Raw genomic sequence first — 24,801 nt, forward strand, 5'->3', positions numbered from 1 at the left:
GGTTACCCCACGGACCCTTCGAGGCTGATCGCCACAAGCTGCTGTGCTTCCATGGCAAACTCCATCGGCAGCGCCTGAAGCACATCCTTGCAGAACCCGTTCACAACCAGCGCCACGGCCTCTTCCTCGTCCATGCCGCGCTGACGGCAATAGAACATCTGGTCGTCATCCACTTTCGACGTGGTCGCCTCATGTTCCACCCGGCTCGAGTTGTTCTTGACCTCGATATAGGGGACCGTATGCGCGCCACAGTCACTGCCGATGAGCAGGCTGTCGCATTGCGTATAGTTGCGGCTTTCCTTGGCCTTGGGATGCATCGACACGAGACCGCGATAGGTGTTCTGCGCCCGGCCCGCGCTGATCCCCTTGGAGACGATGCGCGACTTGGTGCGCTTGCCCAGATGGATCATCTTGGTGCCGGTGTCGGCCTGCTGCATGTTGTTGGCGATGGCGATGGAATAGAACTCGCCCTGACTGTCGTCGCCACGCAGGATGCAACTCGGATATTTCCACGTCACCGCCGAGCCGGTCTCGACCTGGGTCCACATGATCTTGGCGCGGTCGCCGCGGCAATCGGCACGCTTGGTGACAAAGTTATAGATGCCGCCCTTGCCGTTCTCATCGCCGGGATACCAGTTCTGAACGGTCGAGTATTTCACCTCGGCGTCTTCCTCGATGATGATCTCCACCACCGCGGCGTGAAGCTGGCTGGTGTCGCGCTGCGGCGCGGTACAGCCCTCGAGATAACTCACATAGCTGCCCTTGTCGGCGATGATGAGCGTGCGCTCGAACTGGCCGGTGTTCTCCGCGTTGATGCGGAAATAGGTCGAGAGCTCCATCGGGCAGCGCACCCCCGGCGGCACGTAAACGAAGGAGCCATCGGAAAACACCGCGCTGTTGAGCGTCGCATAGAAATTGTCGCTGACCGGCACGACCGAGCCGAGATATTTCTTCACCAGCTCGGGATGCTCGCGAATGGCCTCGGAGATCGAGCAAAAGATCACCCCGGCTTTCTTGAGCTCGGCCTGGAACGTGGTGCCCACCGACACGGAATCGAACACCGCGTCGACCGCCACCTTGCGGCCCTCGGCCGGCGCATCCTCGGCGCCTTCGACGCCTGCAAGGATCATCTGCTCCTTGAGCGGGATACCGAGCTTTTCATAGGTCGCCAGCAGCTTGGGATCGACCTCGTCGAGCGACTTCGGCTTCACTTCCATGCTTTTCGGACGGGCATAGTAATACTGGTCCTGGAAATCGATCTCCGGGTAGTCGACCATCGCCCAATCGGGCTCTTCCTTGGTCAGCCAGCGCTCATAGGCCTCGAGCCGCCATTCGGTCATCCACGCGGGCTCTTCGTTCTTCTCCGAGATCAGCCGCACGATATCGGGCGTCAGACCCTTGGGGGCGTATTCCATCTCGATATCGGTGTTCCAGCCGTATTTATACGCGCCACCGACCTCACGGACCGCATCCACGGTCTCCTGGTCCACGCCTTCCTTCACTTGCACATCGTCAAGGGCAGCCATTTCGTCTCTCCTCATCCTCTCACGCCGCACGGGCGCGATGTCTTTCTCTCAGCTTCGCCCAGGTTTCGGCAAAGCGGTAAATCTCGTCCTCGGTGATCCCCGGTCCAAGCGACACGCGCAGGGCACAACCCGCCTGGCTCTCGCTCAGCCCCATGCATCGCAGAACATGGCTCGCGCGCGTCTTGCCACTGGAACAGGCGCTGCCCGCCGATACGGCAAACCCCGCCAGATCAAGCGCCATCACCTGCGTTTCGCCCTTCCAGCCATCGGTCACGAAGCAAGAGGTATTGGGCAGGCGTGGCCCCGATTTCCCGACAAAAATAGTCTCTTTAGACGATTCCACAAGCGCATTTTCTAGAATGTTTCTAAATTCCTCGACCTGCTGCCAAGCCCCGTCAGCAAGGTCACGCGCCGCCGCCTCCGCCGCTGCCCCGAACCCGGCAATCCCGATGAGGTTCTCGGTCCCCGAGCGGCGTCCCATTTCCTGCCCGCCGCCACGGATCTGCGCCGCCAGATCGGTGCCGCGCTTGATCACCAGAGCGCCGATCCCTTTCGGCCCGCCGATCTTATGCGCCGAGATGAGCGCCATCTCGCAACCCGCCCAGTTGAAGGCCAGCGGCAGCTTGCCAAAGCCCTGCGTCATGTCACACACCGCCAGCCCCTGCGGCAGCGTCTGAACAACCCCGGTCTCGGAATTGGCGAGCTGCAGCGCGCTCTGGCCCGGCTCGTTCACCGTCACCTGCCCCGCCGCATCCACCGCCAGCGTCTCGTCGATCCATTCGCGCACCGCGTCATGCTCGACCCCGGCCCCCAAAAGACCCCGCCCGGCACAGGCCAGCGCCGCCGCCTCGGTGGCGCCCGAGGTAAAGATCACATCCGCGCCCTCGGCCCCCAAGGCCGCTGCCACCTGACCGCGCGCCCGCTCCATGAGCGACTTGGCCGCGCGCCCCTCGGCATGAACGCTTGACGGGTTACCGACAAGATCCATCGCCGCCAGCATCGCCGCCCGCGCCTCGGGCCGCAGCGGTGCCGTGGCATTATGATCGAGATAGACCCGCGTCATCGCCGCACCGTCTCCTGACACACCCGCCCCGCCTTCTTCTGGCCCAAAATATCCCGGGGGGTCCCGGGGGGCAGCGCCCCCCGACTTACTTTTCCAGCGGGCAGCGCCCCCCGACTTACATTCCCAACAACGAACACCGCGCCGCTCATTCCTCGTCCACCACCGCGAAAAGCGTCGGCACCGCCGGACAGGGCGCCAGCTCATTCTCGATCACATCCGAGAGCCGCGTCTGGTGCAGGAACACATAGACATGCGCGCTGAGCCCTTCCCAGAGCCGGTTGGTCATCGATTGCGCCCGCGATCCGCTCGCCGCCCCCGAGGCCCCGGCTCCCTTGTGCAGCGCATCGACCGTCTCATCCACGGCGGCGAGGATCTCGGCCACCCGGATCTCCGACGGCGGCCGCGCCAGACGATAGCCACCGCCCGGCCCCCGCACCGAAGCCACCAGCTCGGCCCGCCGCAGCTTGACGAAAAGCTGCTCGAGATAGGGCAGCGAAATATCCTGACGCCGCGACACATCGCCCAGCGTCACCAGCCCATTGGCCTCCTGCATCGCGATATCCGCCAGGGCGACCATCGCATAGCGTCCCTTCGTGCTTAGCTTCACCGCTGCAACTCCTGCAAATGATTGACCTTCCGCCGCGCATTGCGTATCTGCATGAAACGCATCTGCACAGGCGAAAAGTGTTTAGAACAGTTCTAAAGTGACCTGGCCGCTCCGTCAAGAATGGCCGCACTTTCGTGAAAGGACAAAGGACCACCATGCCCGAGGTTATCTTTCCCGGCCCCGAAGGCCGTCTCGAAGGCCGCTACCACCCGCAAAAGGAAAGAGACGCCCCGATCGCCATCGTCCTGCACCCGCATCCGCAGTTTGGCGGGACGATGAACAACAAGGTTGTCTATAATCTCCATTACGCCTTCTACAATATGGGCTTCACCGTGCTGCGGTTCAATTTCCGCGGCGTCGGGCGCAGCCAGGGCGAATATGATCAAGGCGTGGGTGAGCTCTCGGATGCCGCTTCGGCGCTCGACTATCTGCAGTCGATGAATGCCAATTCCAAACATTGCTGGGTCGCGGGCTTCTCCTTTGGCGCCTGGATCGGGATGCAGCTCTTGATGCGCCGCCCCGAGATCACCGGCTTTGTCTCGGTCTCACCGCCGGCCAACATGTATGATTTCTCCTTCCTCGCGCCCTGCCCGTCCTCCGGGCTGATCATCAACGGCACGAATGACCGCGTGGCGCCACCCGCCGACACCCAGACGCTCGTCGCCAAGCTGCAAGAACAGCAAGGCATCACCGTCACCCATGAAGAGCTCGAAGGCTCCGGCCATTTCTTCGAAGAGCCCCATATGGACACGATGATCGACACCGTCACCGGCTATGTGAAACGCCGCCTCACCGAAGGCACGCGCTGAGCCATGGGGGTTGCCGAGGATCTTGCCGACGAACTGGCCCGCGATGTGATCAAATACATCGACGCGACCGGCGGGGATGAAAAGATCATCGCCGATATCGTCGGCGTCCTCGGGGCCTCGTCTCAAACCGCCGAAGAGGCGTTTCTCACCGCGATCCGCGTCCGCCGCGCCAATATCAAGGCCCGCGCCCTACTGATGGAACGCGCCCGCGCCTTCAAGGCCGAGCAAGAGGCCAAGGCCGGCGCGGCGAAACAGCCCGAGTAGCGAAAATCCCGGCGCAAGCCGCACAAAATCTTTCCAAAGGCGGTCAGCCCCTGACCGCCTTTTTTGTTGCAGATTGACCGCGTCCTTAGAACGCCCGCGATCACGGACAAGCCCCCCACCTTCACAAAACTGACACATCCCCATCGCGTCTCCGTGAGCCAGTTCTCACGGCCCATCACACGCGAGCGTGAGCCTATTTCATTCCCTTGGGCCACCCCCATTTGCTGTCTCACAAACGGCGACACACCGCCGCCTGAACAACAGACACACAGAGACACACGAAGGACAAACATCATGCGTATTCTTGCAACCACCGCCACTCTCATCGCCCTCGCAGCCCCGGCCTTTGCCGCCGTGCCTGACGCCCTGCCCAACGGCTTCGGCCAGGATCAACACATCGGCGCGCTGCCCAACGGCTTCGATCAGCCCGAGCATATCGGTGCCCTGCCGAACGGCTTCGAGCCCGACGAGCGTCGCGGCTACACCCTGCCCAACGGCTTTGAGCGCGACGAAAGCCGCGACCGCTAAGCCCCCACAAAACACATCAGATTAAGGATCAAAACCATGCGTATTCTTGCAACCACCGCCACTCTCATCGCCCTCGCAGCTCCGGCCTTTGCCGCCGTGCCTGACGCCCTGCCCAACGGCTTCGGCCAAGATCAGCACATCGGCGCGCTGCCCAATGGCTTCGACCAGCCCGAGCATATCGGTGCCTTGCCGAACGGCTTCGAGCCCGACGAGCGTCGCGGCTACACCCTGCCCAACGGCTTTGAGCGCGACGAAAGCCGCGACCGCTAAGCCAGGTCAACGCTTAACGCAACGCGGTCCCCACCCCGGGGGCCGCGTTCATTTTTGTGCAGAGGTGCGTTTCTTCTCGGCGACGACCTTCTCGGCCAGATCACGGGCAATGGCAAAGGCCCCCTTGATCTTGTCGCCATCCTTGCGCCAGTCGCGGCGCACCACGATCTTGTTGTCGCGGATCTTGGCCAGCCCGTCCTGCGCCTGCACGAATTCCACAAGCCCCTGCGGCGAGGCGAATTTGTCGTTGTGGAACTGGATCGTCGCGCCCTTCGGCCCGCCGTCGAGCTTGGCAATCCCGGCCTTCTTGCACATGGCCTTGATCCGCACCACCAGAAGCAGCGTGTTGACCTCGCGCGGCAGCTTGCCGAACCGGTCGATCAGCTCGGCGGCAAAGCCTTCCAGCTCGACCTTGGTCTCAAGCCCGCTAAGACGCCGATAGAGCCCGAGCCGCACATCGAGATCGGGCACATAGTCTTCGGGGATGAGCACCGGCACGCCGAGATTGATCTGCGGCGCCCATTGACCATCCGCCTCGCTCAGGCCCTCGAGATCGCCCGATTTGATCTTGGCAATCGCCTCTTCAAGCATGGATTGATAGAGCTCATAGCCCACATCGCGCATCTGGCCGGATTGCTCCTCGCCAAGCAGGTTGCCCGCCCCGCGAATGTCGAGATCCTGACTGGCGAGCGTGAACCCGGCCCCCAGCGTGTCGAGCGACGACAAGACGCGCAGCCGCTTTTCCGCCGCCGGGGTGAGCTTGACCCGCGGTTTCGTCGTCAGATACGCATAGGCCCGCAGCTTCGACCGCCCGACACGCCCGCGGATCTGATAGAGCTGCGCCAGCCCGAACATATCCGCCCGATGCACGATCATCGTGTTGGCGCGCGGAATATCGAGACCGGATTCGACAATCGTCGTGGCCAGCAGCACATCATATTTGCCGTCATAGAACGCGTTCATCCGCGCATCGAGCTCGCCCGCCGCCATCTGGCCATGGGCCACCGCGAACGTGACCTCGGGCACTTCGTTGCGCAGGAACTCTTCGATCTCGGGCAGATCGCTGACACGTGGCACCACGTAGAAACTCTGCCCGCCCCGGTAATGCTCGCGCAACAGCGCCTCGCGCACGGTCACCCGGTCGAACTCGCTCACATAGGTGCGGATCGACAGCCGGTCCACCGGCGGCGTGCCGATGATCGACAGATCGCGCACCCCCGACAGCGACAGCTGCAACGTGCGCGGGATTGGCGTCGCCGACAGGGTCAGCACATGCACATCCGACCGCATCTGCTTGAGCCGCTCCTTATGCGCCACGCCAAAGCGTTGCTCTTCGTCGATGATCAGAAGCCCAAGGTTCTCGAACCGCACCGACTTGGCCAAGAGCGCATGGGTGCCCACCACGATATCGACCTTGCCGCGCGCGAGGCCTTCGCGGGTCTTCGTCGCCTCGCCCGCCGACACAAACCGCGACAGCGGCGCGACATTGACCGGAAAGCCCCGGAACCTCTCGGCAAAGCTCTGGTAATGCTGCCGCGCCAGCAATGTCGTCGGCGCGATCACCGCCACCTGCTGGCCGGACATGGCCGCGACAAAGGCCGCGCGCATCGCCACCTCGGTCTTGCCAAAGCCCACGTCACCACAGATCAGCCGATCCATCGGCCGCCCCGACCCGAGATCCTCCATCACATCCGAGATCGCGCCAAGCTGGTCATCGGTCTCCTGATAGGGAAAGCGCGCCGAAAACGCCTCCCAGGCGTGATGTTCGGGCTCGAGCACCGGCGCCTTGCGCAGCGCCCGCTCCGCCGCCACCCGGATGAGCCGATCCGCCATCTCGCGGATGCGCTCCTTGAGCTTGGCCTTCTTGGCCTGCCACGCGCCACCCCCGAGCCGGTCGAGCAAGCCCTCGTCATGGCCATAGCGGCTCAACAGCTCGATATTCTCCACTGGCAGGTAGAGCCGCGCGTTCTCGGCATATTCGAGCAACAGACATTCATGCGCCGCGCCCGCCGCGCTGATCACTTCCATCCCGTGATAGCGCCCGATGCCATGATCCACATGCACCACAAGATCGCCGGGGCTGAGGCTCTGCGCCTCGGTGAGGAAATTCTCGGCCTTGCGCCGCCGCTTGGGCGCGCGGATCAACCGGTCGCCGAGAATATCCTGCTCGGCAATCACCGTGAGATCGGGCGTCTCGAAGCCGTGCTCGAGCCCCCAGACCGTGAGATAGAGCCCCTGCCCGCGCAGCCCCTTGGCGTCGGTGACGCTCACCGCCCCAAGCAGACCCTCATCCTCGACAAGCCCCTCAAGCCGCTCGCGCGCGCCCTCGGAATAGGCGGCGATGAGCACCGGCCCGGCGCTCATCCGCGCCTCGACATGGGTTTTCAGCGCGGCAAAGAGGTTCACATCCTCCTGCTGCCGCTCGGGCGAGAAATTGCGCCCGACCCGCGCGCCCGCATCGATGATCCCCGGCCCCGGCGCCTGCGGCAAGGGGCTAAAGGCCAGCACCCGCCGCCCCGCCACCGCCGCGTCCCAGCCCGCCCCATCGAGATAGAGCTGACCGGGCGGCACCGGCTTATAGATCGTCTCGTCGCGCCCCTTGGTCTTGAGCGCATGCTGCCGCGTCTCATATTGATCGACCACCGACACCCACCGGGCGTCGCGCATCGCGGCGCTCTGATCGTCGAGCGTGACACTCGCCCCCGGCAGATAGTCAAACAGCGTCTCAAGCCGCGCGTGAAAAAACGGCAGCCAATGCTCGATGCCCTGATGCTTGCGCCCCGCGCTCACCGCCTCATAGAGCGGATCATCGGTGCCCGCCGCGCCGAACTCGATCCGGTAATTCTGCCGAAACCGTGTGATCGCCGCCTCGTCGAGAATGACCTCCGACACAGGCGCGAGCTCGATCTGGTCGAGCTTGGCCACCGTGCGCTGGGTCGCCGGATCAAACCGCCGCACCCCGTCGAGCACATCGCCAAAAAGATCGAGCCGAACCGGCCCCGCATCGCCCGGCGAGTAGATATCAATGATGCCGCCCCGGATCGCGTAATCGCCGGGCTCGGTCACCGTCGGTGCCTGGGTGAACCCCATCCGCACCAAAAACGCCCTGAGCGCCTCTTCGTCGATCCGCTCGCCCACCTGCGCGGCAAAGGCGGCGCTTTGCAGCACCTCCCGCGCCGGCAGCTTCTGGGTCGCGGCATTGAGCGTGGTGAGCAGCACGAACCGCCCCGACATGCCATGCGCCAGTGCCGCCAGCGTCGCCATCCGCGTCGCCGAAATATCGGCATTGGGCGACACCCGGTCATAGGGCAGACAATCCCAGCCCGGAAAGGTGATGACCGGCAGATCGGGCGCGAAAAACCGCAGCGCCGCCTGCATCGCGACCATCCGCTTGTCGTCCCGCGCCACATGGATGACCGGGCCGCCGCTCTTGTCGCTTTCCTGAAGGATGAGCCGCGCGTCGAACCCCTCGGGCGCGCCGCCGACCGTGAATTTGAACTGTTCTGCCATGGCCTACCCGCCCAGCGCCGAACTCGAGAAATTCTGCAACATGCCCCACATCGCGGTGATGAAAAGCGAGATGATCCCGATCACCTGCGTCATCACCCGATGCCGCGACAGCCGCTTGACCAGATCCGGCCCATGCAGATCGCGCGCCCGAATGGCCCGCGCCGTGCGCACCACCAGCCACGCCACCAGCGTCATCGGCGTGCCCAAAAGCACCAGCGCCTGCGCGAACTCGCGGTCATAGACAAAGCCCAAAAGCACCAGCGCCGTCAGCATGAACGAGGCGAACCCCACCAGCAGCACACCGGATTCCTCGGCGATCAGCAGGATGCGATTGACGTTGATCCGCACCAGATCCTCGAAATCCTGGCCCGTCTCGCCCTTGGCCCGACGCGCCCGCAGGATCATGTCATAAGGCACGCCCAGCACCCAGTGATTGACCGTCGACCACATCACCGCCAGCGCAATCCAGAACCACAGGTTCGAAAAGCTGCGCATGTCGATCAGTTCGAAAACCGCTGTATACCAGTCCACTGTGCCGCCTCGGTTCTGCCTCAGACAAACCTCTTAGCGCCGCTCCGCGGCAATTCCTACCCTTGAGATGGCGAAAATATCGTGCGAGTGAGGGCAAAAGGACCAAACACGAGCCGATCCATGCGCCCGACCCAAGCTCCCTTCCCCCTGACCCGCCTGCGCCGCCCCCGGGCGAGCGCCGCGCTGCGCGACCTCGTGCAGGAAAACACGCTCACCGTGGGCGATCTGATCTGGCCGATCTTTCTGTGCGATGGCGAGGGGGTGAGCGATCCCGTCGCCTCGATGCCCGGCGTCAACCGGCTCAGCATCGACCGCGCGGTCGAGGCCGCCCGCGAGGCCGCCGATCTCGGCATCCCGGCGCTCTGCCTCTTTCCCTACACCTCGACCGCCAACCGCACCGAGGATTGCGCCGAGGCCTGGAACCCCGAGAACCTGAGCAACCGCGCCACCCGCGCCATCAAATCCGCCGTGCCCGAGATCGCCATCATGACCGATGTGGCGCTCGATCCCTATTCCGATACAGGTCATGACGGGTTTGTCCGCGACGGGCGCATCGTCAATGACGAAACCGTGGCGGCGCTCATCCGTCAGGCGCTGAGCCAGGCCGAAGCCGGCGTCGACATCATCGGCCCCTCGGACATGATGGACGGCCGCATCGGCGCGATCCGCCGCGCCCTCGAAGAGGCGGGCCACCAAGACACCTGCCTGATGAGCTATTCCGCCAAATACGCCTCGGCCTTCTATGGCCCGTTCCGCGATGCGGTGGGCGCGGCGGGCGCGCTCAAGGGCGACAAGCGCACCTATCAGATGAACCCCGCCAATTCCGACGAGGCGCTGCGCCTCATCGAACGCGATCTGTCTGAGGGCGCGGATATGATCATGGTCAAACCCGGCATGCCCTATCTCGACATCTGCCGTCGCGCCAAGGACGCCTTTGGCGCGCCCACCTTCGCCTATCAGGTGTCGGGCGAATACGCGATGATCATGGCCGCCGCGCAGAACGGCTGGATCGACGGCGACCGCGCCATGGCCGAAAGCCTGATGGCCTTCAAACGCGCCGGCTGTGACGGCATCCTGACCTATTTCGCCCCGCGCATCGCCCGCGCGCTCGGCTAAACCGGGCGGCATCTCGCCCAAAACCCCGTTGCGGGGTGACAGATGGCAGGCTTCCGCCTATAGTGACGGCAGATCGGCCATCCAAAGGTCGGCTGCTTTCAGGCAACAATTACAGGCAAGACCATGAGCACAGTTTCCCGACGCAGCTTCACGCTGGGCGCCCTCGCCGCCACCCCGCTTCTCGCCGCTTGCGGCAATGGTGTGGGATCACGCGGTTCCGAACGGATCGACGCCCGCGTCGACACCACGCTGAACTATCTCTACAACACCTACCCCAACACCCGCAGCCTCGCGGATAAATCCACCGGCATGCTGGTCATGCCACTGGTCACCGAGGCCGGGCTTGGCATCGGCGGCGGCTATGGCCGTGGCGCGCTGCGCATCGGCGGCTCGACCGTCGATTACTACTCGGCCACCAAAGGCAGCGTCGGGCTCCAGATCGGCGCCCAACAATTCGCCCATGTGCTGTTCTTCATGACCGATGACGCGCTGTCGAAATTCCGCCGCGCCTCGGGCTGGGCGGCGGGCGCCGACATCGAATACGCCTTCCGCGATCAGGGCGAGAACATCCGCGCCGAAACCACCACATCGACCTCGCCGGTCGTGGCGGTGATCTTCGGTCAGGCGGGTCTCTTGGCCGGCGTGTCGCTCGAAGGCATGAAATACACCCGCATCATTCCCTGATCGGGCCACGCGCCCAGATCGGCCTCCTTGCGCCCGGCCTCAGGCCGGGCGTTTTGGGTATTTGGACCCAGAAAGAGGCACAGGCCGCGCCAAAGCCGCGCCCTCAGGCTCAATGCAGGGTGAATTCCCCCACCACATTGCGCCATTCTCCGGGCGAGATCATCTTGCGATGGCTGAACCGCACCGAATGCAACGGGCCGTCCAGCTCGCGCTGCCAGAACTCGATAAATTCAAAAAGCCTCGGATGATCCGGCGCCACATCGTAATCCTGCCAGATATAGCTGTTGAGCACATGGATATGGTCCGGCATGTGGTAAAAGAATTCGGCCGTGGTCAGACCATATCCCTTGAGCATCAGCTCGGTCTCGCTCATGTCTTTCGGGTTGGGCATTTCCTGCTCCTTTCGCTGCTCTAACACCCCCCTTTCACCAGCTTGCCACAAAAACTTTACTTTTCAATGAAAACAATGTGTTAGCCACCCAACCCAGTGGCTGCCAAATCCCGGCGTGATGCGCCATTGCACCCCGCATCCGGGGTCTGATATAGTCCCATCAACTATATATAGACAGCAGGCCCTGACGTGAGCGATAAGTCGCAACCCCCTGAAGACACAGACGAAATTCCCGCCGAGCGCCCGGTTTACGATGGTCCGGCCGTGACAATCGAAGAGGAGATGAAGACCTCCTACCTCGATTACGCCATGTCGGTGATCGTCAGCCGTGCCATTCCCGATCTGCGCGATGGGTTGAAACCGGTGCACCGGCGCATCCTCTATGCGATGCATGAAACCGGCAACACCCATGACAAACCCTATCGCAAATCGGCCCGGCCCGTCGGCGATGTCATGGGTAAATACCACCCCCATGGCGACAGCGCGATCTATGACGCGCTGGTCCGCATGGCGCAGGATTTCTCCATGTCGCTGCCGCTGCTCGACGGTCAGGGCAACTTTGGCTCGATGGATGGCGATAACGCCGCCGCAATGCGCTATACCGAGGTCCGCATGGACAAACCGGCCAGCGCCCTGCTCGCGGATATCGAAAAAGACACGGTCAATTTTCAGGACAATTACGACGGCAAGGACCGCGAACCCACCGTTCTGCCGGCGCGTTTCCCCAATATGCTCGTCAATGGCGCGGGCGGCATCGCCGTCGGCATGGCGACCAATATCCCGCCGCATAACCTTGGCGAAGTCGTGGATGCCACGCTGGCGCTCATCGACAATCCGGATCTGAGCTCGGAAGAGCTCATCGATTATGTCCCCGGCCCCGATTTCCCCACCGGCGCCATCATGCTCGGCCGGTCCGGCGCACGAAAGGCCTATCTCGAAGGCCGCGGCTCGGTCATCATCCGGGCCAAGACCCGGGTCGAGGAAATCCGCCGCGACCGCTGGGCCATCGTCATCGACGAAATCCCCTATCAGGTGAACAAGGCCTCGATGATCGAAAAGATCGCCGAAGCCGCCCGCGAGAAACGCATCGAGGGCATCGCCCATGTGCAGGATGAAAGCGACCGCAACGGCGTCCGCGTCGTGGTCGAGCTCAAGCGCGACGCCACCGCCGAAGTGGTGCTGAACCAGCTCTTCCGCTTCACGCCGATGCAGACCTCCTTTGGCTGCAACATGCTCGCCCTCAATGGCGGCCGCCCAGAACAGCTCACCCTGCGCGGCTTTCTCACCGCCTTCATCGCCTTCCGCGAAGAGGTGGTCGCCCGTCGCACTGCCTATGACCTGCGCAAGGCCCGCGAACGCAGCCATATCCTCTGTGGTCTGGCCGTCGCGGTGAGCAATGTCGACGAGGTGGTCGCGACCATCCGCTCCTCTGCCGATGCCGCCGAGGCAAGGCAAAAGCTGATGGAGCGGCGCTGGCCCGCGGGCGACATCCTCGAATATATCGCGCTGATCGACGATCCGACCCACCGCGCCAATGACGACGGCACCTATAACCTGTCGGAAACCCAGGCCCGCGCCATTCTCGAGTTGCGGCTGCAACGCCTGACCCAGCTCGGCGTCAAGGAAGTCACCGACGAGCTGCAAGAGCTCGCCGCCAAGATCAAGGAATATCTCGCCATCCTCGCCTCACGCGAACGGATCATGGAGATCATCGCAGACGAGCTGCGCGAGGTCCGTGACCAATTCGCCGTGCCGCGCCGCACCGAGATCACCGACTGGTCCGGTGACATGGATGACGAAGACCTGATCGAGCGCGAAGAGATGGTCGTGACGGTCACCTCCGGCGGCTATATCAAACGCACCGCGCTGGCCGATTTCCGCGCCCAGAAACGCGGCGGCAAGGGGCTCTCGGGCATGCAGACGAAGGAAGAGGACGTGGTCACCACGCTCTTCGTCGCCAACACCCATACCCAGCTTCTGTTCTTCACCACCGACGGCATGGCCTACAAGCTCAAGACATGGCGCCTGCCGCAGGGTGGCCGCACCGCCAAGGGCAAGGCCATCGTCAACATCCTGCCCATTCCCACCGGGGTTTCTGTCGCGGCGATCATGCCCGTTGACCGGCCCGAAGAGGAATGGAACGATTTGCAGATCGTCTTTGCCACCGACGCCGGCACCGTGCGCCGCAACCGGCTCTCGGATTTCACCAATGTGAAATCCAACGGCAAGATCGCGATGAAATTCGAGGATGAAAACGCCGGGATGAGCCTGATCAACGCCCGCATCTGCTCCGAAGAGGATGATGTGATGCTGGTGACCAACTCGGGCCGCGCCATCCGCTTTCCGACCACGGATGTGCGGGTCTTCAACTCGCGCAATTCAGTCGGCGTGCGCGGCATCCGCCTCTCGGGCGAGGACAAGGTCGTCTCGATGTCGGTCATCCGCCATTTCGAGGCCAGCTCCGAGGAACGCGTCGCCTATCTCAAGCAGCGCCGCCTGATGGCGGGCCTGACCGAGGACGAGGCCGCCTCCGACGACGAGGATGAAACCGCCGTCGCAGGTCAGCTCAGCCCCGAACGCTATGCCGAAATGTCGGCGGTCGAGAATCTCATTCTCACCATCACCGCCAAAGGCGCGGGCAAGCTCAGCTCGAGCCATGACTACCCGGTGCGCGGCCGTGGCGGTCTCGGCGTCACCGCCTGGACCAAATCCATGTCGAACGGCCCGATCATCGCCTGTTTCCCGGTGGAAATGCCCGATCAGGTCATGCTCGCCACCTCCAAGGGCCAGTCGATCCGCATCCCCGTCGATGGCATCTCCTTCCGCTCGCGCAGCGCCGGCGGCGTCCGCGTCTTCAACACCGGCAAGAACGAAGAGGTGGTCTCGGTCGCCTGGATCGCCGATCGCGGCGACGAGGACGAAGATGAGGCGCAAACCGAGAACCAAACCGAGGCTCAGGACCAATCCCCCCCCGATCAGGACTGATCCCTCTTTCTGGTTTCAAATACCCCAAAGCCCCGCCAGCAACCTGGCGGGGCTTTTCGTTTCAGGCCATCAACGGACGCGGATCACCCCGCGAAAGGCGTGAATTTCTCTTCGAGATACTCCAGAAGCGGCGCCTCGCTCGGGGCCGCGCCACAGGCCCGCTCGATCACCTCGCGCGGCCCGTAAAGCGCCCCGTGCCGCTGCACCTTCTCGCGCAGCCAGCCGGTCGCCCGCGACGGATCGCCCCGCGCCAGATCCGCGTCGAGATCAGGTAGGTCCCGGCGCAACGCCGCATGCAGACACCCCGCATAAAGATTGCCGAGACTATAGGTCGGGAAATAGCCAAAAAGCCCCACCGACCAATGCACATCCTGCAACACGCCCTGCGAGGGTTTCGGCACCGCATAGCCGAAATCGCGCTGAAACCGGTCGTTCCACGCCGCCTCCAGATCACCGGGCAGCAGGTCCCCCGCCACCAGCGCCCGCTCGAGATCGAAGCGCAACAGCACGTGCAGATTATATTGCACCTCATCGGCTTCCGTCCGGATATAGCCCCGGCCAAGCCGGTTCACGACGCGGAAAAACGCCTCTTCATCCGCCACGCCGAAATCGCCGAACTTCTCGCGCATCCGGCCATAGAGCCAGCCACAAAACGCCCGGCTCCGGCCAAGCTGGTTCTCATAGATCCGGCTCTGGCTCTCATGCACCCCCATCGACACGCCCCGGCCCAGCGCGCTCAGCCCGAAATCGGGATCGACCGCCTGTTCATAGCAGGCGTGTCCCACCTCATGGATCGTCGAATAGAGACAGTTGAACGGATCGCTCGGATCGGTCCGCGTGGTGATCCGCACATCCGCCCCCGAGCCCGAGGAAAACGGATGCACCGCCCGGTCAATCCGCCCCCGGTTGAGATCATAGCCAAAGGCCAGCGCCAGCTCCCGGCTGAGCTCAAGCTGCAACGCTGTGTCAAACGCGCCCGAAAGCCCCGGCACCTCGCCCGCGCCCTGCACCTTGTCGCGCAGCGCCACGAGACGCGGCCGCATCGCGCCGAACATGGCCGCGAGCTCCGCCGCCGTCGCCTCCGGCTCATAATCCTGCAAGAGCGCGTCATAGGCATCGCCCCCAGCCCCGGCGAGCGCCGCACCCTCCTCACGCCGCAGCCGCAGCACCTCCGAGAGCGCTGGCAAGAACCGCGCCACATCCTCCTCGGCCCGCGCCTCGGCCCAGATCCCCTGCGCCAGCGCCGTCTCCCGCGCCAAGGCCATGGCCAGCGCCGCCGGCACCTTGAGCGTCCGCTCATAGCCTCGCCGGATCTCGCGCAGCTGCGCCCGCGCGACCGTATCCTCCTGCGCAAGCTCCGCCTCCGCCGCCGCCAACCAGTCGGCAATCCGCGGATCGCTGCGCCGCGCATGCAAAACGCCCTGCATCGCCGCCGATTCCTCGGCCCGCTGCGCCGCCGCGCCGCGCGGCATCATCGTCTCCTGGTCCCAGCTCAGCCGCCCAGCCACCTGGCCCAGCGCCTCGGTCTCGCGCTGATAGGCGATCAGCTCCGCATAGGCCCCCATCTTACGCGTCCCGCACCGATTGCGCCCGCGGATAGAGGCTCAGGAACCGCGCCCGCAGGATCAGGACAAAGAACACCACCGCCAGGATCTGATGCAGGATCGCGATATGCCAGGGCGCGCCGCTCATCACCGTGTGAATGCCGATCGCCACCTGCAAGAGCATGGCGATGAACGCCGCGTGAAACGCCACCCGCGTGGCGCGATGGGCGCTCTTGCGGCCGCGCAGCCAGACCACGATGCCAAAGGCAAAGATGAGATAGCCGGTCACCCGGTGAATGAACTGCACAAGCCCCGGGTTTTCAAAGAAATTCCGCCACCACGGCTCGATCATGAAAGGCTCGGGCGGCAGCACGCCCCCCGCCATCAGCGGCCAATCGGTATAGCTGCGCCCGGCGTCGATCCCGGCCACCAGCGCCCCGATGAGGATCTGCAGGAACGCGAAATGCAAAAGCCCCGTCGACATCCCATAGAGCTTGCGCTCCTTGCCGCGCCGCGCCTGCATCAACTCGCGCTCCTCACGCCCCAAGAGCATCACATACCACGCGATCAGCCCCAGGATCACAAAGGCCAGCCCGAGATGCGTCGCGAGCCGGTACGAGGCCACATCGGTCATGCTGCCCTGCAGCCCCGAATGCACCATCCACCAGCCCACAGCCCCTTGCAGCCCGCCCAAAAGACCCAGCCCCAAGAGCCGCTTGCTCCAGCCGGTGGGAATTTTCTTCGCCGCCAGAAAGCCGAAAAAGCCAAGCGCCCAAACCAGCCCGATCACCCGGCCAAGCTGCCGATGACCCCATTCCCACCAATAGATGGATTTGAAATCCTCAAGCTGCATCCATTGGTTCTGGATCTGAAACTCGGGGATCGCCTGATATTTGGCGAATTCCGCCTGCCAATCGGCGGCGTTCATCGGCGGCAGCGCGCCGGTGATGGGCCGCCATTCGGTGATCGACAGGCCGCTATCGGTGAGCCGGGTCAACCCGCCCACCACGATCATCGCCAGAACCAGCGCAAAGAGCCCCATGAGCCAGACCCGGATCGCGCCCCGCGCGCCGCCGCGTCCGCGATCGATCACGCCCTTGGCCGCCGCCTGACGCCCCCCGGGCGCATCCTGGCCCACCTCTTCGAAAATGCTGCGCTTGCCGCTCATCGCGTCACCTCATGCTTGGCCCGGGCTCTGCCCGCGCATCCCCTCGGATATACTGTGCCATCTTATGGCGTGGTCAACCACGGTCCTTCCAGCGGACCATCTGACGCATCACCCCATGCATCATCCGGATATCGGCCTGGGTGAGCGGCATCCGCGACCAGAAATTGCGCAGGTTGCGGCGCATATTGGCGGCCTTGTGCTCGGGAAAGAAGAACCCCGCCTCTTCCATCCGCTCCTCGTAATGCTCGGCGAGCTTGGCAATCTCGTCGCGCGACGCCCATTGCGTATCGCCAAGCCCCTCCTGCACCGGCGCCACATCACTCTGCTGGCGCATCCATTCATAGCCCACCAGCAGCACACATTGCGCGAGGTTGAGCGAGGCAAACTGCGGATTGACCGGCACGTTGATGATCGCATTGGCCCGCGCCACATCGTCATTCTCAAGCCCCGCGCGCTCCGGCCCGAACAAAACCGCCACCCGCTCGCCGCCCGCGATCTTCTCGGCCGCGAGCTTCATCGCGGCTTCGGGCGTATAGACCGGCTTGGTCATCTCCCGCGACCGCGCCGTGGTGGCAAAGACGAAACTCGTATCCGCCACCGCCGCATCCACATCCTCGACCAGTTGCGCCTCATCGAGCAGACGCCCGGCGCCGCTCGCCATCGCCACCGCTTTCGGATTGGGCCAGCCATCACGCGGGCTCACGAGCCGCATCCGGTCAAGCCCGAAATTCCACATGGCACGGGCCGCCGCACCGATATTCTCGCCCATCTGCGGACGGACGAGCACGAAAGAAGGCTGGGGGGTATCGCTTGGCATATCTGGTCTCCTTGGGCTTGCGTCATAAGCCGATCCGCCAAGGGCGAAAACCCCTCTCGCGCCGCAACTCGCGCCGAGACCGGCCAAACCGCGCCAAAATCGCGCAAAACCGGCCCCGCTGGCCCGCAGCCCCATGGACCGCAAGGGTTTTCCCCGCTATAGCGGGCCAAATCAAAAGAGGTTTCCCATGGCCGAGCCAGACACGCCAAAGCTCTATCTGATCACCCCCGCCGAGATCGAGCTGTCCCGCTTCCCGGATCAGCTCGCGGCGGCGCTCGACGCGCATGAAACCGCCTGCCTGCGCCTCGCGCTGGCGAGCCATGATGAAGACCGCATCGCCCGCGTGGCCGATGCCTGCCGCGAAGTGACCCTGCCCCGCGACGTGGCGCTGGTCATCGACAATCACGTGATGCTGGTGGAACGGCTCGGGCTCGACGGCGTCCATCTCACCGATGGCACCCGCTCGGTCCGCTCGGCGCGCAAGACCCTCGGCCCCGACGCCATCGTCGGCGCCTTCTGCGGCACCTCGCGCCATGACGGCATGTCCGCCGGCGAAGCCGGCGCCGATTACATCAGCTTCGGCCCCGCGGGCGTCACCTCGCTCGGCGACGGCGCTCAGGCCGAGCATGAGCTCTTCGACTGGTGGAGCCAGATGATCGAAGTGCCCGTCGTGGCCGAAGGCGCGCTCGACGCCGAACGCATCGCGGCCCTCGCCCCGGTCACCGATTTCTTCGCCATCGGTGACGAGATCTGGGCCAGCGACGACCCGCTCGCCGAACTGTCGCGCCTCGCCGCTGCCATGGGCTAAATCGACCTGCGCACCTTGTGGCAAGGACTGTCCTTGCCACAAATTGGCGCACTGTCGCTTTGCCGACGTAATACCGACGACTTACCGACCTCGCATTTTCGGGGTTAACACGGCCTAGCTCGCGACCCGCCGCGCCTCGGGCATGCCGCCGCGCACCGCCTCTTCCAGCTCCCGCGCCAGCGCCTTGCGATCCACCGCATCCGCCAATTTTACAGGGCTGTGATAGCGCAGCTCGACCCGTCCCCGCCGCCCCGCCGACAGGGTCTTGAGCAGATGCGCGCCAAAGCTCATATCGCCCCACCAGCCATAGAATCTCGGGTCTTCGCCCTCCGGCGCATGATAGACCACGCTGACCGGCTGAATGGCCATTTCTCCGCGCAATTCCTCGGTAAAGAACGACTGAAAGAGCGTTGTTTTGAAAGGCAAAACCCGGAACCCATCCGTCGAGGTGCCTTCGGGAAAAAACACCAACCGATGCCCCGCCCGGAGCCGCTCAACGAACAGCGCCGTCTGCGCCTTCGCCTGCCGCGGATCGCGCGCGATAAACACCGTCCCGGTGATCTTCGCCAGGAACCCGATCCCCGGCCATCCCGCCACCTCGGCCTTGGACACGAAATAGACCGACTTGACCGCATTCAGCACGAAAATATCGAGCCATGACGCATGGTTAGCCACCCATGCCCCGCGCATCTTCATCGGCCGCCCAATGACCCGCAGCCGCAGCCCGATCACCCAGAGCGCCTGACGGCACACTGTCCTTGTCACCCAAGGGGTTATCGGGCGTTTCTCGCGAAAAATCGGGTACTCAACCAGCCGCAGCAGCAGCTTCACGATCACCCCGGCCAGCAAGATGGTGCTCAGCGCCAGCGCCCGCAGCCCAACCCGCAGCCAGCCCGCCGCGCTGATCCGGACAGGCGTCTCGTCGCCGCCCCCGTCCCAGGTCACATTCACTCGGCAACCTCACGGGAATAAATGCTTTTTCGCGCCGAGCACATGCGCTCGGTGTCCATGATAAGGCAGACATCAATGGTGTTGAACGCGTGATCCACATAGGCGCCATCGCCCACAAACCCGCCCAAGCGCAGATAAGCCTTGATCAGCGCCGGCACCTGCAACATCGCACGCCGCCGGTCGATCTCTTCCGCTGGCATCAGATCCATCGGCTGATAGTTCACCGCCCGCGGCCGCAGCCCCTCTGGCGCGCGATGCCGGTGATAGAGCAGCGATAAAGGCTCGGCCAGCGCCTCGGCATCGGTCCCGTGAAAGCTCGCAACGCCGAACAAAACCTCGATCTCATTGGCCTCGACATATTGCGCCAAGCCTTGCCAGAGATGGTGCATCGCCGCCCCACCACGATAGGCCGGATCGAGGCACGACCTCCCCAATTCCAACAGGTTACGCCCCGATTTTAACAGCGGCGCGAGATCATATTCGCTCTCGGAATAAAACTGCCCGGCGGCCTCGGCGCCTGCGCGCTGCAACAGGCGGTAGACACCGACCACCGCATCCCCCGCCGCCTTGTCGATGAGCAGCAGGTGATCGCAATGCGCATCGAACGCATCCCGCTCGAGCCCTGCCTCATGGTCGACCAGGGCCCCGTCGCTTCCCAATTCATTAACGAATACACGATACCGTAGGGCCTGCGCGGCTCGGATATCGTCTTCCCCATCTGCCAGCCGAACCTCAAATTCGGGCCGTGTCGTCACATTCACCTAGGTCTAGCTCCCCGCTCTCGGCCTGTTCAACGCTTATACAGCAAAGTTTTTGCCCACCCAATGCCCCTTTGCCCGCAGCAAGCCGCGTCTTGACCTGCACCTTCTGTCACCCACAGCCCACAATGTCGGAATTCCGCCCTAATCCCACCGGGCTATTAACCTTTTGGTAACCTTGTCTCGGCATCAAAAACGGGGTGCAATGCGACACGGGAGGTTTCTATGACGATTTTCCCTATTTCAGGAAAGTTCACAGTGACCCGCCCGCCGATGTTCGACTGCACTTCGCCGATGCCCCAATCGGGCTGTTGCGGATGTTCGACCCGCATGCCCGGCTCCAGAAATTCATCTCCGCCCGCCATATCCCCATTCCCTTAGTGATCAAGACTTTATGGATCAAACTACCGCGAAACTCTCAGGGCTCATAGTCTCCCGCATCTGCCATGATTTGATCAGCCCGGTCGGCGCGATCAACAACGGGCTCGAATTGCTCGATCTGGCCCACAGCGCCCAAGGCGCAGAATTCACCCTGATCCGCGACAGCGCCGCCCAGGCCACCAGCCGCATTCGCTTCTTCCGTCTGGCCTTTGGCGCTGCGCACAAGGATCAGGCCGTCAGCGCCCCCGAGATGGCATCGCTGCTCCGCCACTGCTTTCCCGGCCCGCTCCGCGTGACCTGGGAGGTCGAAGAGACGCTGATCCGCCCCCGCGCCAAGGCCGCCTGCCTCGCCATTCTCTGCCTCGACCGCTGCCTGCCCTATGGCGGCGAGATCCGCGTCGCGCCCCATGGCGCGGCGCTGGCGATCACCACCCAATCCGAGGGCCTGCGCGCCCATGATCCCTATTGGTCGCTTCTCGACGGCCGCCCGATCCCCGAGGATCTGCCGCCCGCCGAGGTCCAATTCGCGCTGCTGCCGCATACGGCCCAGAGAAACGACTTGAACCTATCCGCGCAACATACTGACGACCATGCGCAAATCTCGATCTAGGCCCGCACCGAACCGCGCCCGGTCACCTGATATTTGAAACTGGTAAGCTGCGCCGCCCCAACCGGCCCGCGCGCGTGCATCTTGCCCGTCGCGATGCCAATCTCGGCCCCCATGCCAAATTCGCCGCCATCGGCAAACTGCGTCGAGGCATTGTGCATCACGATGGCACTGTCCACCTCGGCAAAGAACAGCTCCACCGCCGCCGCATCCTCGGTCAGGATGCAATCCGTGTGGTTCGAGCCATAGCGCGCAATATGGCCAATCGCTTCTTGCACCCCATCCACCACACGCGCCGCGATGATACTGTCGAGATACTCACGCCCCCAGTCCTCCGCGCCCGCAGGCACTGTCCCGGCAATCCCCGACAGCCCCTCATCCGCGCGCACCTCAACCCCGGCGGCGATCAGCATCTCGATGAGATCCCGGCCCAGCGTGTCGGCAATATCGCGATGGATGAGCAGGCATTCCGCCGCGCCACAGATCCCCGTGCGCCGCGTCTTGGCATTGAGCACGACCTCCATCGCCATCTTCGGATCGGCGGCGGCATCGACATAGATATGCACGATCCCCTCGAGATGGGCAAAGACCGGCACCCGCGCCTCGCGCTGCACGAGACCGACAAGCCCCTTGCCCCCGCGCGGCACGATCACATCGACATAATCGGTCATGGTCAGCAGCTCCGCCACCGCCGCCCGGTCCCGCGTCGGGACGAGCTGAATGGCCTCCTGCGGCAGACCCGCCGACACCAGCCCCTCGACCAGACAGCCATGGATCGCGCCCGAGCTGTGAAAGCTCTCGGAGCCGCCGCGCAGGATCACCGCATTGCCCGATTTGAGGCAGAGCGCCCCGGCATCCGCCGTGACATTGGGACGGCTTTCATAGATCACGCCCACCACGCCCAGCGGCGTCCGCACCCGACGAATGCTGAGCCCCGTGGGACGCTCCCATTCGGCCAGCACTTCGCCCACCGGATCATCCTGCCCCGCCACGGCCCGCAGCCCGGCACAGATCCCCTCGATCCGCGCCTCGTCGAGCATCAGGCGATCCAGCATCGCGTCGCTCAGCCCCTTGTCGCGGCCATAGGCCATATCCTTGCCATTGGCCTCGATGATCTCTTCCCGGCGCGCCCAGACGGCATCGGCGGCGGCCATCAAGGCGGCGGTCTTCTGGGCGGCTGGGGCAATGGCCAGCGCTCGTGCGGCATCCCGGGCCGACCGGCCCAGAGCTTGCATCATCGCGGGAATATCATCCATGTCCTTCATGTCCTTACCCTTTTCACGCAGGCCCCAGAGGCCAAGTGTTAAAATGCCATGTCGTCGCGGTGGATCAAGGCCCCCCGCGCCGCATATCCCAAAGCCTCGGCAATCGCATCGGTGCGCAACCCGAGGATCTTGGCCGCCTCCTCCGCATCATAGCGCGTGAGCCCCTGGCCGAGCACCCGCCCGTCCTGCGCCCGCACCTGCACCGGATCGCCCCGGCCAAACCGGCCCTCGATCGCGCTGACGCCCGCCGGCAAGAGGCTGCTCCCGGCCTCGAGCGCCGCCACAGCGCCTGCATCCACGATGATCCGGCCGCGCGGCTTCATGCCACCGATCCAGGCCTTGCGCCGCGCTTGCGGATCGCCCTGGCCTCGGAACCATGTGACCGGCGCACCGCCCTCGATGGCCTGCACCGGGTTGGTCACGCTGCCCTCGGAAATCGCCATGTCACAGCCCGCCGCCATCGCCGTGCGCGCCGCCATGAGCTTGGTCTTCATCCCGCCCTTGCTGAGCCCCGATCCCGCATCGCCCGCCATCGCCTCGATCTCGGGCGTGATGGCGGTGATTTCGTCGAACCGCTTGGCCGTGGGGTCGTCATTCGGGTTGGCCGAATAGAACCCATCCACATCGCTCAGGAGGATGAGCTGATCCGCCCCCGCCGTCACCGCGACCTGCGCCGCCATCCGGTCATTGTCGCCATAGCGGATCTCATCGGTGGCCACGGTGTCATTCTCGTTGACGATGGGCACCACACCCAATCGCAACAGCTGATCGAGCGTCGCCCGCGTGTTGAGATAGCGCCGCCGGTTCTCGCTGTCCTCCAGCGTGAGCAACACCTGCGCCGCCTTGATCCCGTGGGATTTGAGCGCGGCCTCATAGGCCCCGGCAAGCCGGATCTGCCCCACCGCCGCCGCCGCCTGGCTCTGTTCGAGCGACAGCTCCGCATTGCCAAGCCCAAGCTCGGCCCGGCCCAGCGCAATCGACCCCGACGACACAAGAACCACCTCCGCGCCCTTGCTACGCAGCCAGGCCACATCCTCGATCAACGACCCGAGCCAGGCATCGCGCAACGCGCCGCTCACCCGGTCCACCAACAGCGCCGATCCGATCTTGATGACGATCCGCCGTGCCGTGCTTACGGTTGCCATGTCCCGGTCTCGCCTTCGTCTTCTTCGCTCTCGATCTTCTGGCGCAGCTTGTCCTCGGCGATCTCGGCGCGCAGCGCCCGCAGAACCTCGGTGACGCCTTCGCCAGCGACGCCCGACATGGTCATCACCTTCTGACCAATGGCCTCTTCAAGCTCTTCACGCACCATCTGGGTCAGCTCCGGCCCAAGCGCATCGCTCTTGTTGAGCACGGTCACCCGCGGCTTTTCCGCGAGAACATGCCCATAGGCGCTGATCTCGCGCACGATGGTCTGATAGTCCTCGACGACATTCTCCGCCGTCGCATCCACCAAATGCAAGAGCACCGAACAGCGCTCCACATGACCGAGGAAGAGATCGCCAAGCCCGCGCCCCTCGCTCGCCCCGTCGATCAGACCGGGAATGTCGGCGACCACAAACTCGACGCCATCCACCCCCACAACCCCGAGGTTGGGGTGCAGCGTGGTGAACGGATAATCGGCGATCTTCGGTCGCGCATTCGAGGTCGCGGCGAGAAAGGTCGATTTTCCCGCATTGGGCAGGCCAAGAAGCCCCACATCGGCAATCAGCTTGAGCCGCAGCCAGATGGTGCGTTCGACGCCCTCCTGCCCCGGATTGGCCCGGCGCGGCGCCTGGTTGGTCGAGGTCTTGAAATGCAGGTTGCCAAAGCCGCCATTGCCGCCCTTGGCCAAAAGCACCCGGTCGCCCACCTCGGCCAGGTCGGCGATCACCGTCTCCTGATCCTCGTCGAGCAATTCGGTCCCCGCCGGCACCCGCAGGACGATATCGTCGCCATCCTTGCCAGTGCGCTGGTTGCCCATGCCCTGCTGGCCGTTCTTGGCGAAGAAATGCTGCTGATAGCGGAAATCAATCAGCGTGTTGAGCCCATCCACGGCCTCGGCCCAGACCGAGCCCCCACCGCCACCATCGCCGCCATCCGGGCCGCCATATTCGATAAATTTCTCGCGGCGAAAGCTGATACAGCCGTTCCCGCCGGAGCCCGAGCGAATATAAACCTTGGCAAGATCTAGAAATTTCATAACGCGTCCTTACGCGATGGTGTCAGGGGGGCCAAG

General features: G+C 64.1%; 24 protein-coding genes. 9 read left to right on the forward strand and 15 right to left on the reverse strand.

The annotated features are described in order from the left end of the window. Positions 1–2 precede the first annotated feature (2 nt). The 3 genes from sufB to iscR all read right to left on the reverse strand — a co-directional run bounded on the left by sufB (position 3) and on the right by iscR (position 3,196). Positions 3–1,526, reverse strand: a complete 1,524-nt coding sequence (gene sufB, locus ISM_RS15830) for a Fe-S cluster assembly protein SufB (RefSeq protein ID WP_009815210.1) — start codon at positions 1,524–1,526, stop codon at positions 3–5. 19 nt (positions 1,527–1,545) lie between these two features. Continuing rightward, the gene (locus ISM_RS15835) at positions 1,546–2,589 is read right to left on the reverse strand and encodes a cysteine desulfurase family protein (protein WP_009815211.1); all 1,044 of its coding nucleotides are present in this window, start codon (positions 2,587–2,589) and stop codon (positions 1,546–1,548) included. A 145-nt stretch (positions 2,590–2,734) separates the two neighbouring features. Further along, complete coding sequence (gene iscR, locus ISM_RS15840; RefSeq protein WP_040618157.1) at positions 2,735–3,196, reverse strand: Fe-S cluster assembly transcriptional regulator IscR; 462 nt, start codon at positions 3,194–3,196, stop codon at positions 2,735–2,737. A gap of 155 nt (positions 3,197–3,351) precedes the next feature. On the opposite strand from iscR, the gene ISM_RS15845 reads away from it, so the two are divergent. The 4 genes from ISM_RS15845 (at position 3,352) to ISM_RS15860 (ending at position 5,067) form a co-directional block, all read left to right on the forward strand. Beyond that, the gene (locus ISM_RS15845) at positions 3,352–4,005 is read left to right on the forward strand and encodes an alpha/beta hydrolase (RefSeq protein WP_009815213.1); all 654 of its coding nucleotides are present in this window, start codon (positions 3,352–3,354) and stop codon (positions 4,003–4,005) included. A 3-nt stretch (positions 4,006–4,008) separates the two neighbouring features. Continuing rightward, a complete protein-coding gene (locus tag ISM_RS15850; RefSeq protein WP_009815214.1) occupies positions 4,009–4,269 on the forward strand; it encodes a hypothetical protein in 261 nt (86 codons plus the stop codon). A gap of 294 nt (positions 4,270–4,563) precedes the next feature. Further along, positions 4,564–4,797 carry a hypothetical protein gene (locus ISM_RS15855; protein ID WP_009815215.1) on the forward strand — a complete coding sequence of 78 codons (234 nt, stop codon included), beginning with the start codon at positions 4,564–4,566 and terminating at the stop codon, positions 4,795–4,797. Between the two features lie 36 nt (positions 4,798–4,833). Continuing rightward, on the forward strand, positions 4,834–5,067 hold the full coding sequence (locus ISM_RS15860; RefSeq protein ID WP_009815215.1) for a hypothetical protein: 234 nt from the start codon (positions 4,834–4,836) through the stop codon (positions 5,065–5,067). Positions 5,068–5,115: 48 nt separating this feature from the next. Here ISM_RS15860 and mfd read toward each other — a convergent pair whose 3' ends face one another. Together mfd and ISM_RS15870 are read right to left on the reverse strand one after the other, a co-directional pair. Then, positions 5,116–8,577 (reverse strand): transcription-repair coupling factor, encoded by a 3,462-nt coding sequence (gene mfd, locus ISM_RS15865; RefSeq protein WP_009815217.1) that lies wholly within the window; start codon positions 8,575–8,577, stop codon positions 5,116–5,118. A gap of 3 nt (positions 8,578–8,580) precedes the next feature. Then, a complete protein-coding gene (locus ISM_RS15870; protein ID WP_040618158.1) occupies positions 8,581–9,108 on the reverse strand; it encodes a hypothetical protein in 528 nt (175 codons plus the stop codon). Between the two features lie 120 nt (positions 9,109–9,228). On the opposite strand from ISM_RS15870, the gene hemB reads away from it, so the two are divergent. Continuing rightward, positions 9,229–10,224: a porphobilinogen synthase gene (gene hemB / locus ISM_RS15875; protein WP_009815219.1), complete on the forward strand. Its 996-nt coding sequence runs from the start codon at positions 9,229–9,231 to the stop codon at positions 10,222–10,224. A gap of 123 nt (positions 10,225–10,347) precedes the next feature. After that, positions 10,348–10,908 (forward strand): lipid-binding SYLF domain-containing protein, encoded by a 561-nt coding sequence (locus ISM_RS15880; protein ID WP_009815220.1) that lies wholly within the window; start codon positions 10,348–10,350, stop codon positions 10,906–10,908. Positions 10,909–11,017: 109 nt separating this feature from the next. Here ISM_RS15880 and ISM_RS15885 read toward each other — a convergent pair whose 3' ends face one another. Then, positions 11,018–11,299: an usg protein gene (locus ISM_RS15885; protein ID WP_009815221.1), complete on the reverse strand. Its 282-nt coding sequence runs from the start codon at positions 11,297–11,299 to the stop codon at positions 11,018–11,020. Between the two features lie 228 nt (positions 11,300–11,527). On the opposite strand from ISM_RS15885, the gene gyrA reads away from it, so the two are divergent. Continuing rightward, positions 11,528–14,284 (forward strand): DNA gyrase subunit A, encoded by a 2,757-nt coding sequence (gene gyrA, locus ISM_RS15890; protein WP_420806193.1) that lies wholly within the window; start codon positions 11,528–11,530, stop codon positions 14,282–14,284. A gap of 83 nt (positions 14,285–14,367) precedes the next feature. On the opposite strand, the gene ISM_RS15895 is transcribed toward gyrA, so the two are convergent. The 3 genes from ISM_RS15895 to ISM_RS15905 all read right to left on the reverse strand — a co-directional run bounded on the left by ISM_RS15895 (position 14,368) and on the right by ISM_RS15905 (position 17,813). Continuing rightward, positions 14,368–15,849: a carboxypeptidase M32 gene (locus ISM_RS15895; protein WP_009815223.1), complete on the reverse strand. Its 1,482-nt coding sequence runs from the start codon at positions 15,847–15,849 to the stop codon at positions 14,368–14,370. A gap of 1 nt (position 15,850) precedes the next feature. Next, on the reverse strand, positions 15,851–16,996 hold the full coding sequence (ctaA, locus tag ISM_RS15900) for a heme A synthase (RefSeq protein WP_009815224.1): 1,146 nt from the start codon (positions 16,994–16,996) through the stop codon (positions 15,851–15,853). 73 nt (positions 16,997–17,069) lie between these two features. Then, entirely contained in the window at positions 17,070–17,813 is a 744-nt protein-coding gene (locus ISM_RS15905) for an RNA methyltransferase (RefSeq protein ID WP_040618160.1), read from the reverse strand. A gap of 187 nt (positions 17,814–18,000) precedes the next feature. Between ISM_RS15905 and ISM_RS15910 the strand changes: the two genes are divergently transcribed. Next, positions 18,001–18,621 (forward strand): thiamine phosphate synthase, encoded by a 621-nt coding sequence (locus ISM_RS15910; protein WP_009815226.1) that lies wholly within the window; start codon positions 18,001–18,003, stop codon positions 18,619–18,621. A 114-nt stretch (positions 18,622–18,735) separates the two neighbouring features. Here ISM_RS15910 and olsA read toward each other — a convergent pair whose 3' ends face one another. The 3 genes from olsA to ISM_RS18045 form a co-directional block, all read right to left on the reverse strand. After that, on the reverse strand, positions 18,736–19,572 hold the full coding sequence (gene olsA, locus ISM_RS15915; RefSeq protein WP_009815227.1) for a lyso-ornithine lipid O-acyltransferase: 837 nt from the start codon (positions 19,570–19,572) through the stop codon (positions 18,736–18,738). After that, on the reverse strand, positions 19,569–20,333 hold the full coding sequence (gene olsB, locus ISM_RS15920; protein WP_083780940.1) for an L-ornithine N(alpha)-acyltransferase: 765 nt from the start codon (positions 20,331–20,333) through the stop codon (positions 19,569–19,571). Before olsB ends, olsA begins: the two co-directional genes overlap by 4 nt. A gap of 158 nt (positions 20,334–20,491) precedes the next feature. Beyond that, positions 20,492–20,695 carry a DUF3553 domain-containing protein gene (locus ISM_RS18045; protein ID WP_083780941.1) on the reverse strand — a complete coding sequence of 68 codons (204 nt, stop codon included), beginning with the start codon at positions 20,693–20,695 and terminating at the stop codon, positions 20,492–20,494. Between the two features lie 29 nt (positions 20,696–20,724). Here ISM_RS18045 and ISM_RS15925 point away from each other — a divergent pair, with 29 nt between their 5' ends. Continuing rightward, complete coding sequence (locus tag ISM_RS15925; protein WP_040618161.1) at positions 20,725–21,321, forward strand: histidine phosphotransferase family protein; 597 nt, start codon at positions 20,725–20,727, stop codon at positions 21,319–21,321. Here ISM_RS15925 and ISM_RS15930 read toward each other — a convergent pair. From ISM_RS15930 to obgE, 3 genes are read right to left on the reverse strand one after another with little or no spacing between them, the layout of a single operon-like run. Beyond that, a complete protein-coding gene (locus tag ISM_RS15930; RefSeq protein WP_009815231.1) occupies positions 21,318–22,583 on the reverse strand; it encodes a glutamate-5-semialdehyde dehydrogenase in 1,266 nt (421 codons plus the stop codon). The two genes, ISM_RS15925 and ISM_RS15930, sit on opposite strands and share 4 nt — an antisense overlap. A 38-nt stretch (positions 22,584–22,621) precedes the next feature. After that, entirely contained in the window at positions 22,622–23,728 is a 1,107-nt protein-coding gene (gene proB / locus ISM_RS15935) for a glutamate 5-kinase (protein ID WP_009815232.1), read from the reverse strand. Then, a complete protein-coding gene (gene obgE, locus ISM_RS15940) occupies positions 23,716–24,765 on the reverse strand; it encodes a GTPase ObgE (RefSeq protein WP_009815233.1) in 1,050 nt (349 codons plus the stop codon). The genes proB and obgE overlap by 13 nt, the downstream gene beginning before the upstream one ends. Between the last annotated feature and the right edge of the window lie 36 nt (positions 24,766–24,801).

This window comes from Roseovarius nubinhibens ISM, from assembly GCF_000152625.1.
Taxonomy (GTDB): domain Bacteria; phylum Pseudomonadota; class Alphaproteobacteria; order Rhodobacterales; family Rhodobacteraceae; genus Roseovarius; species Roseovarius nubinhibens.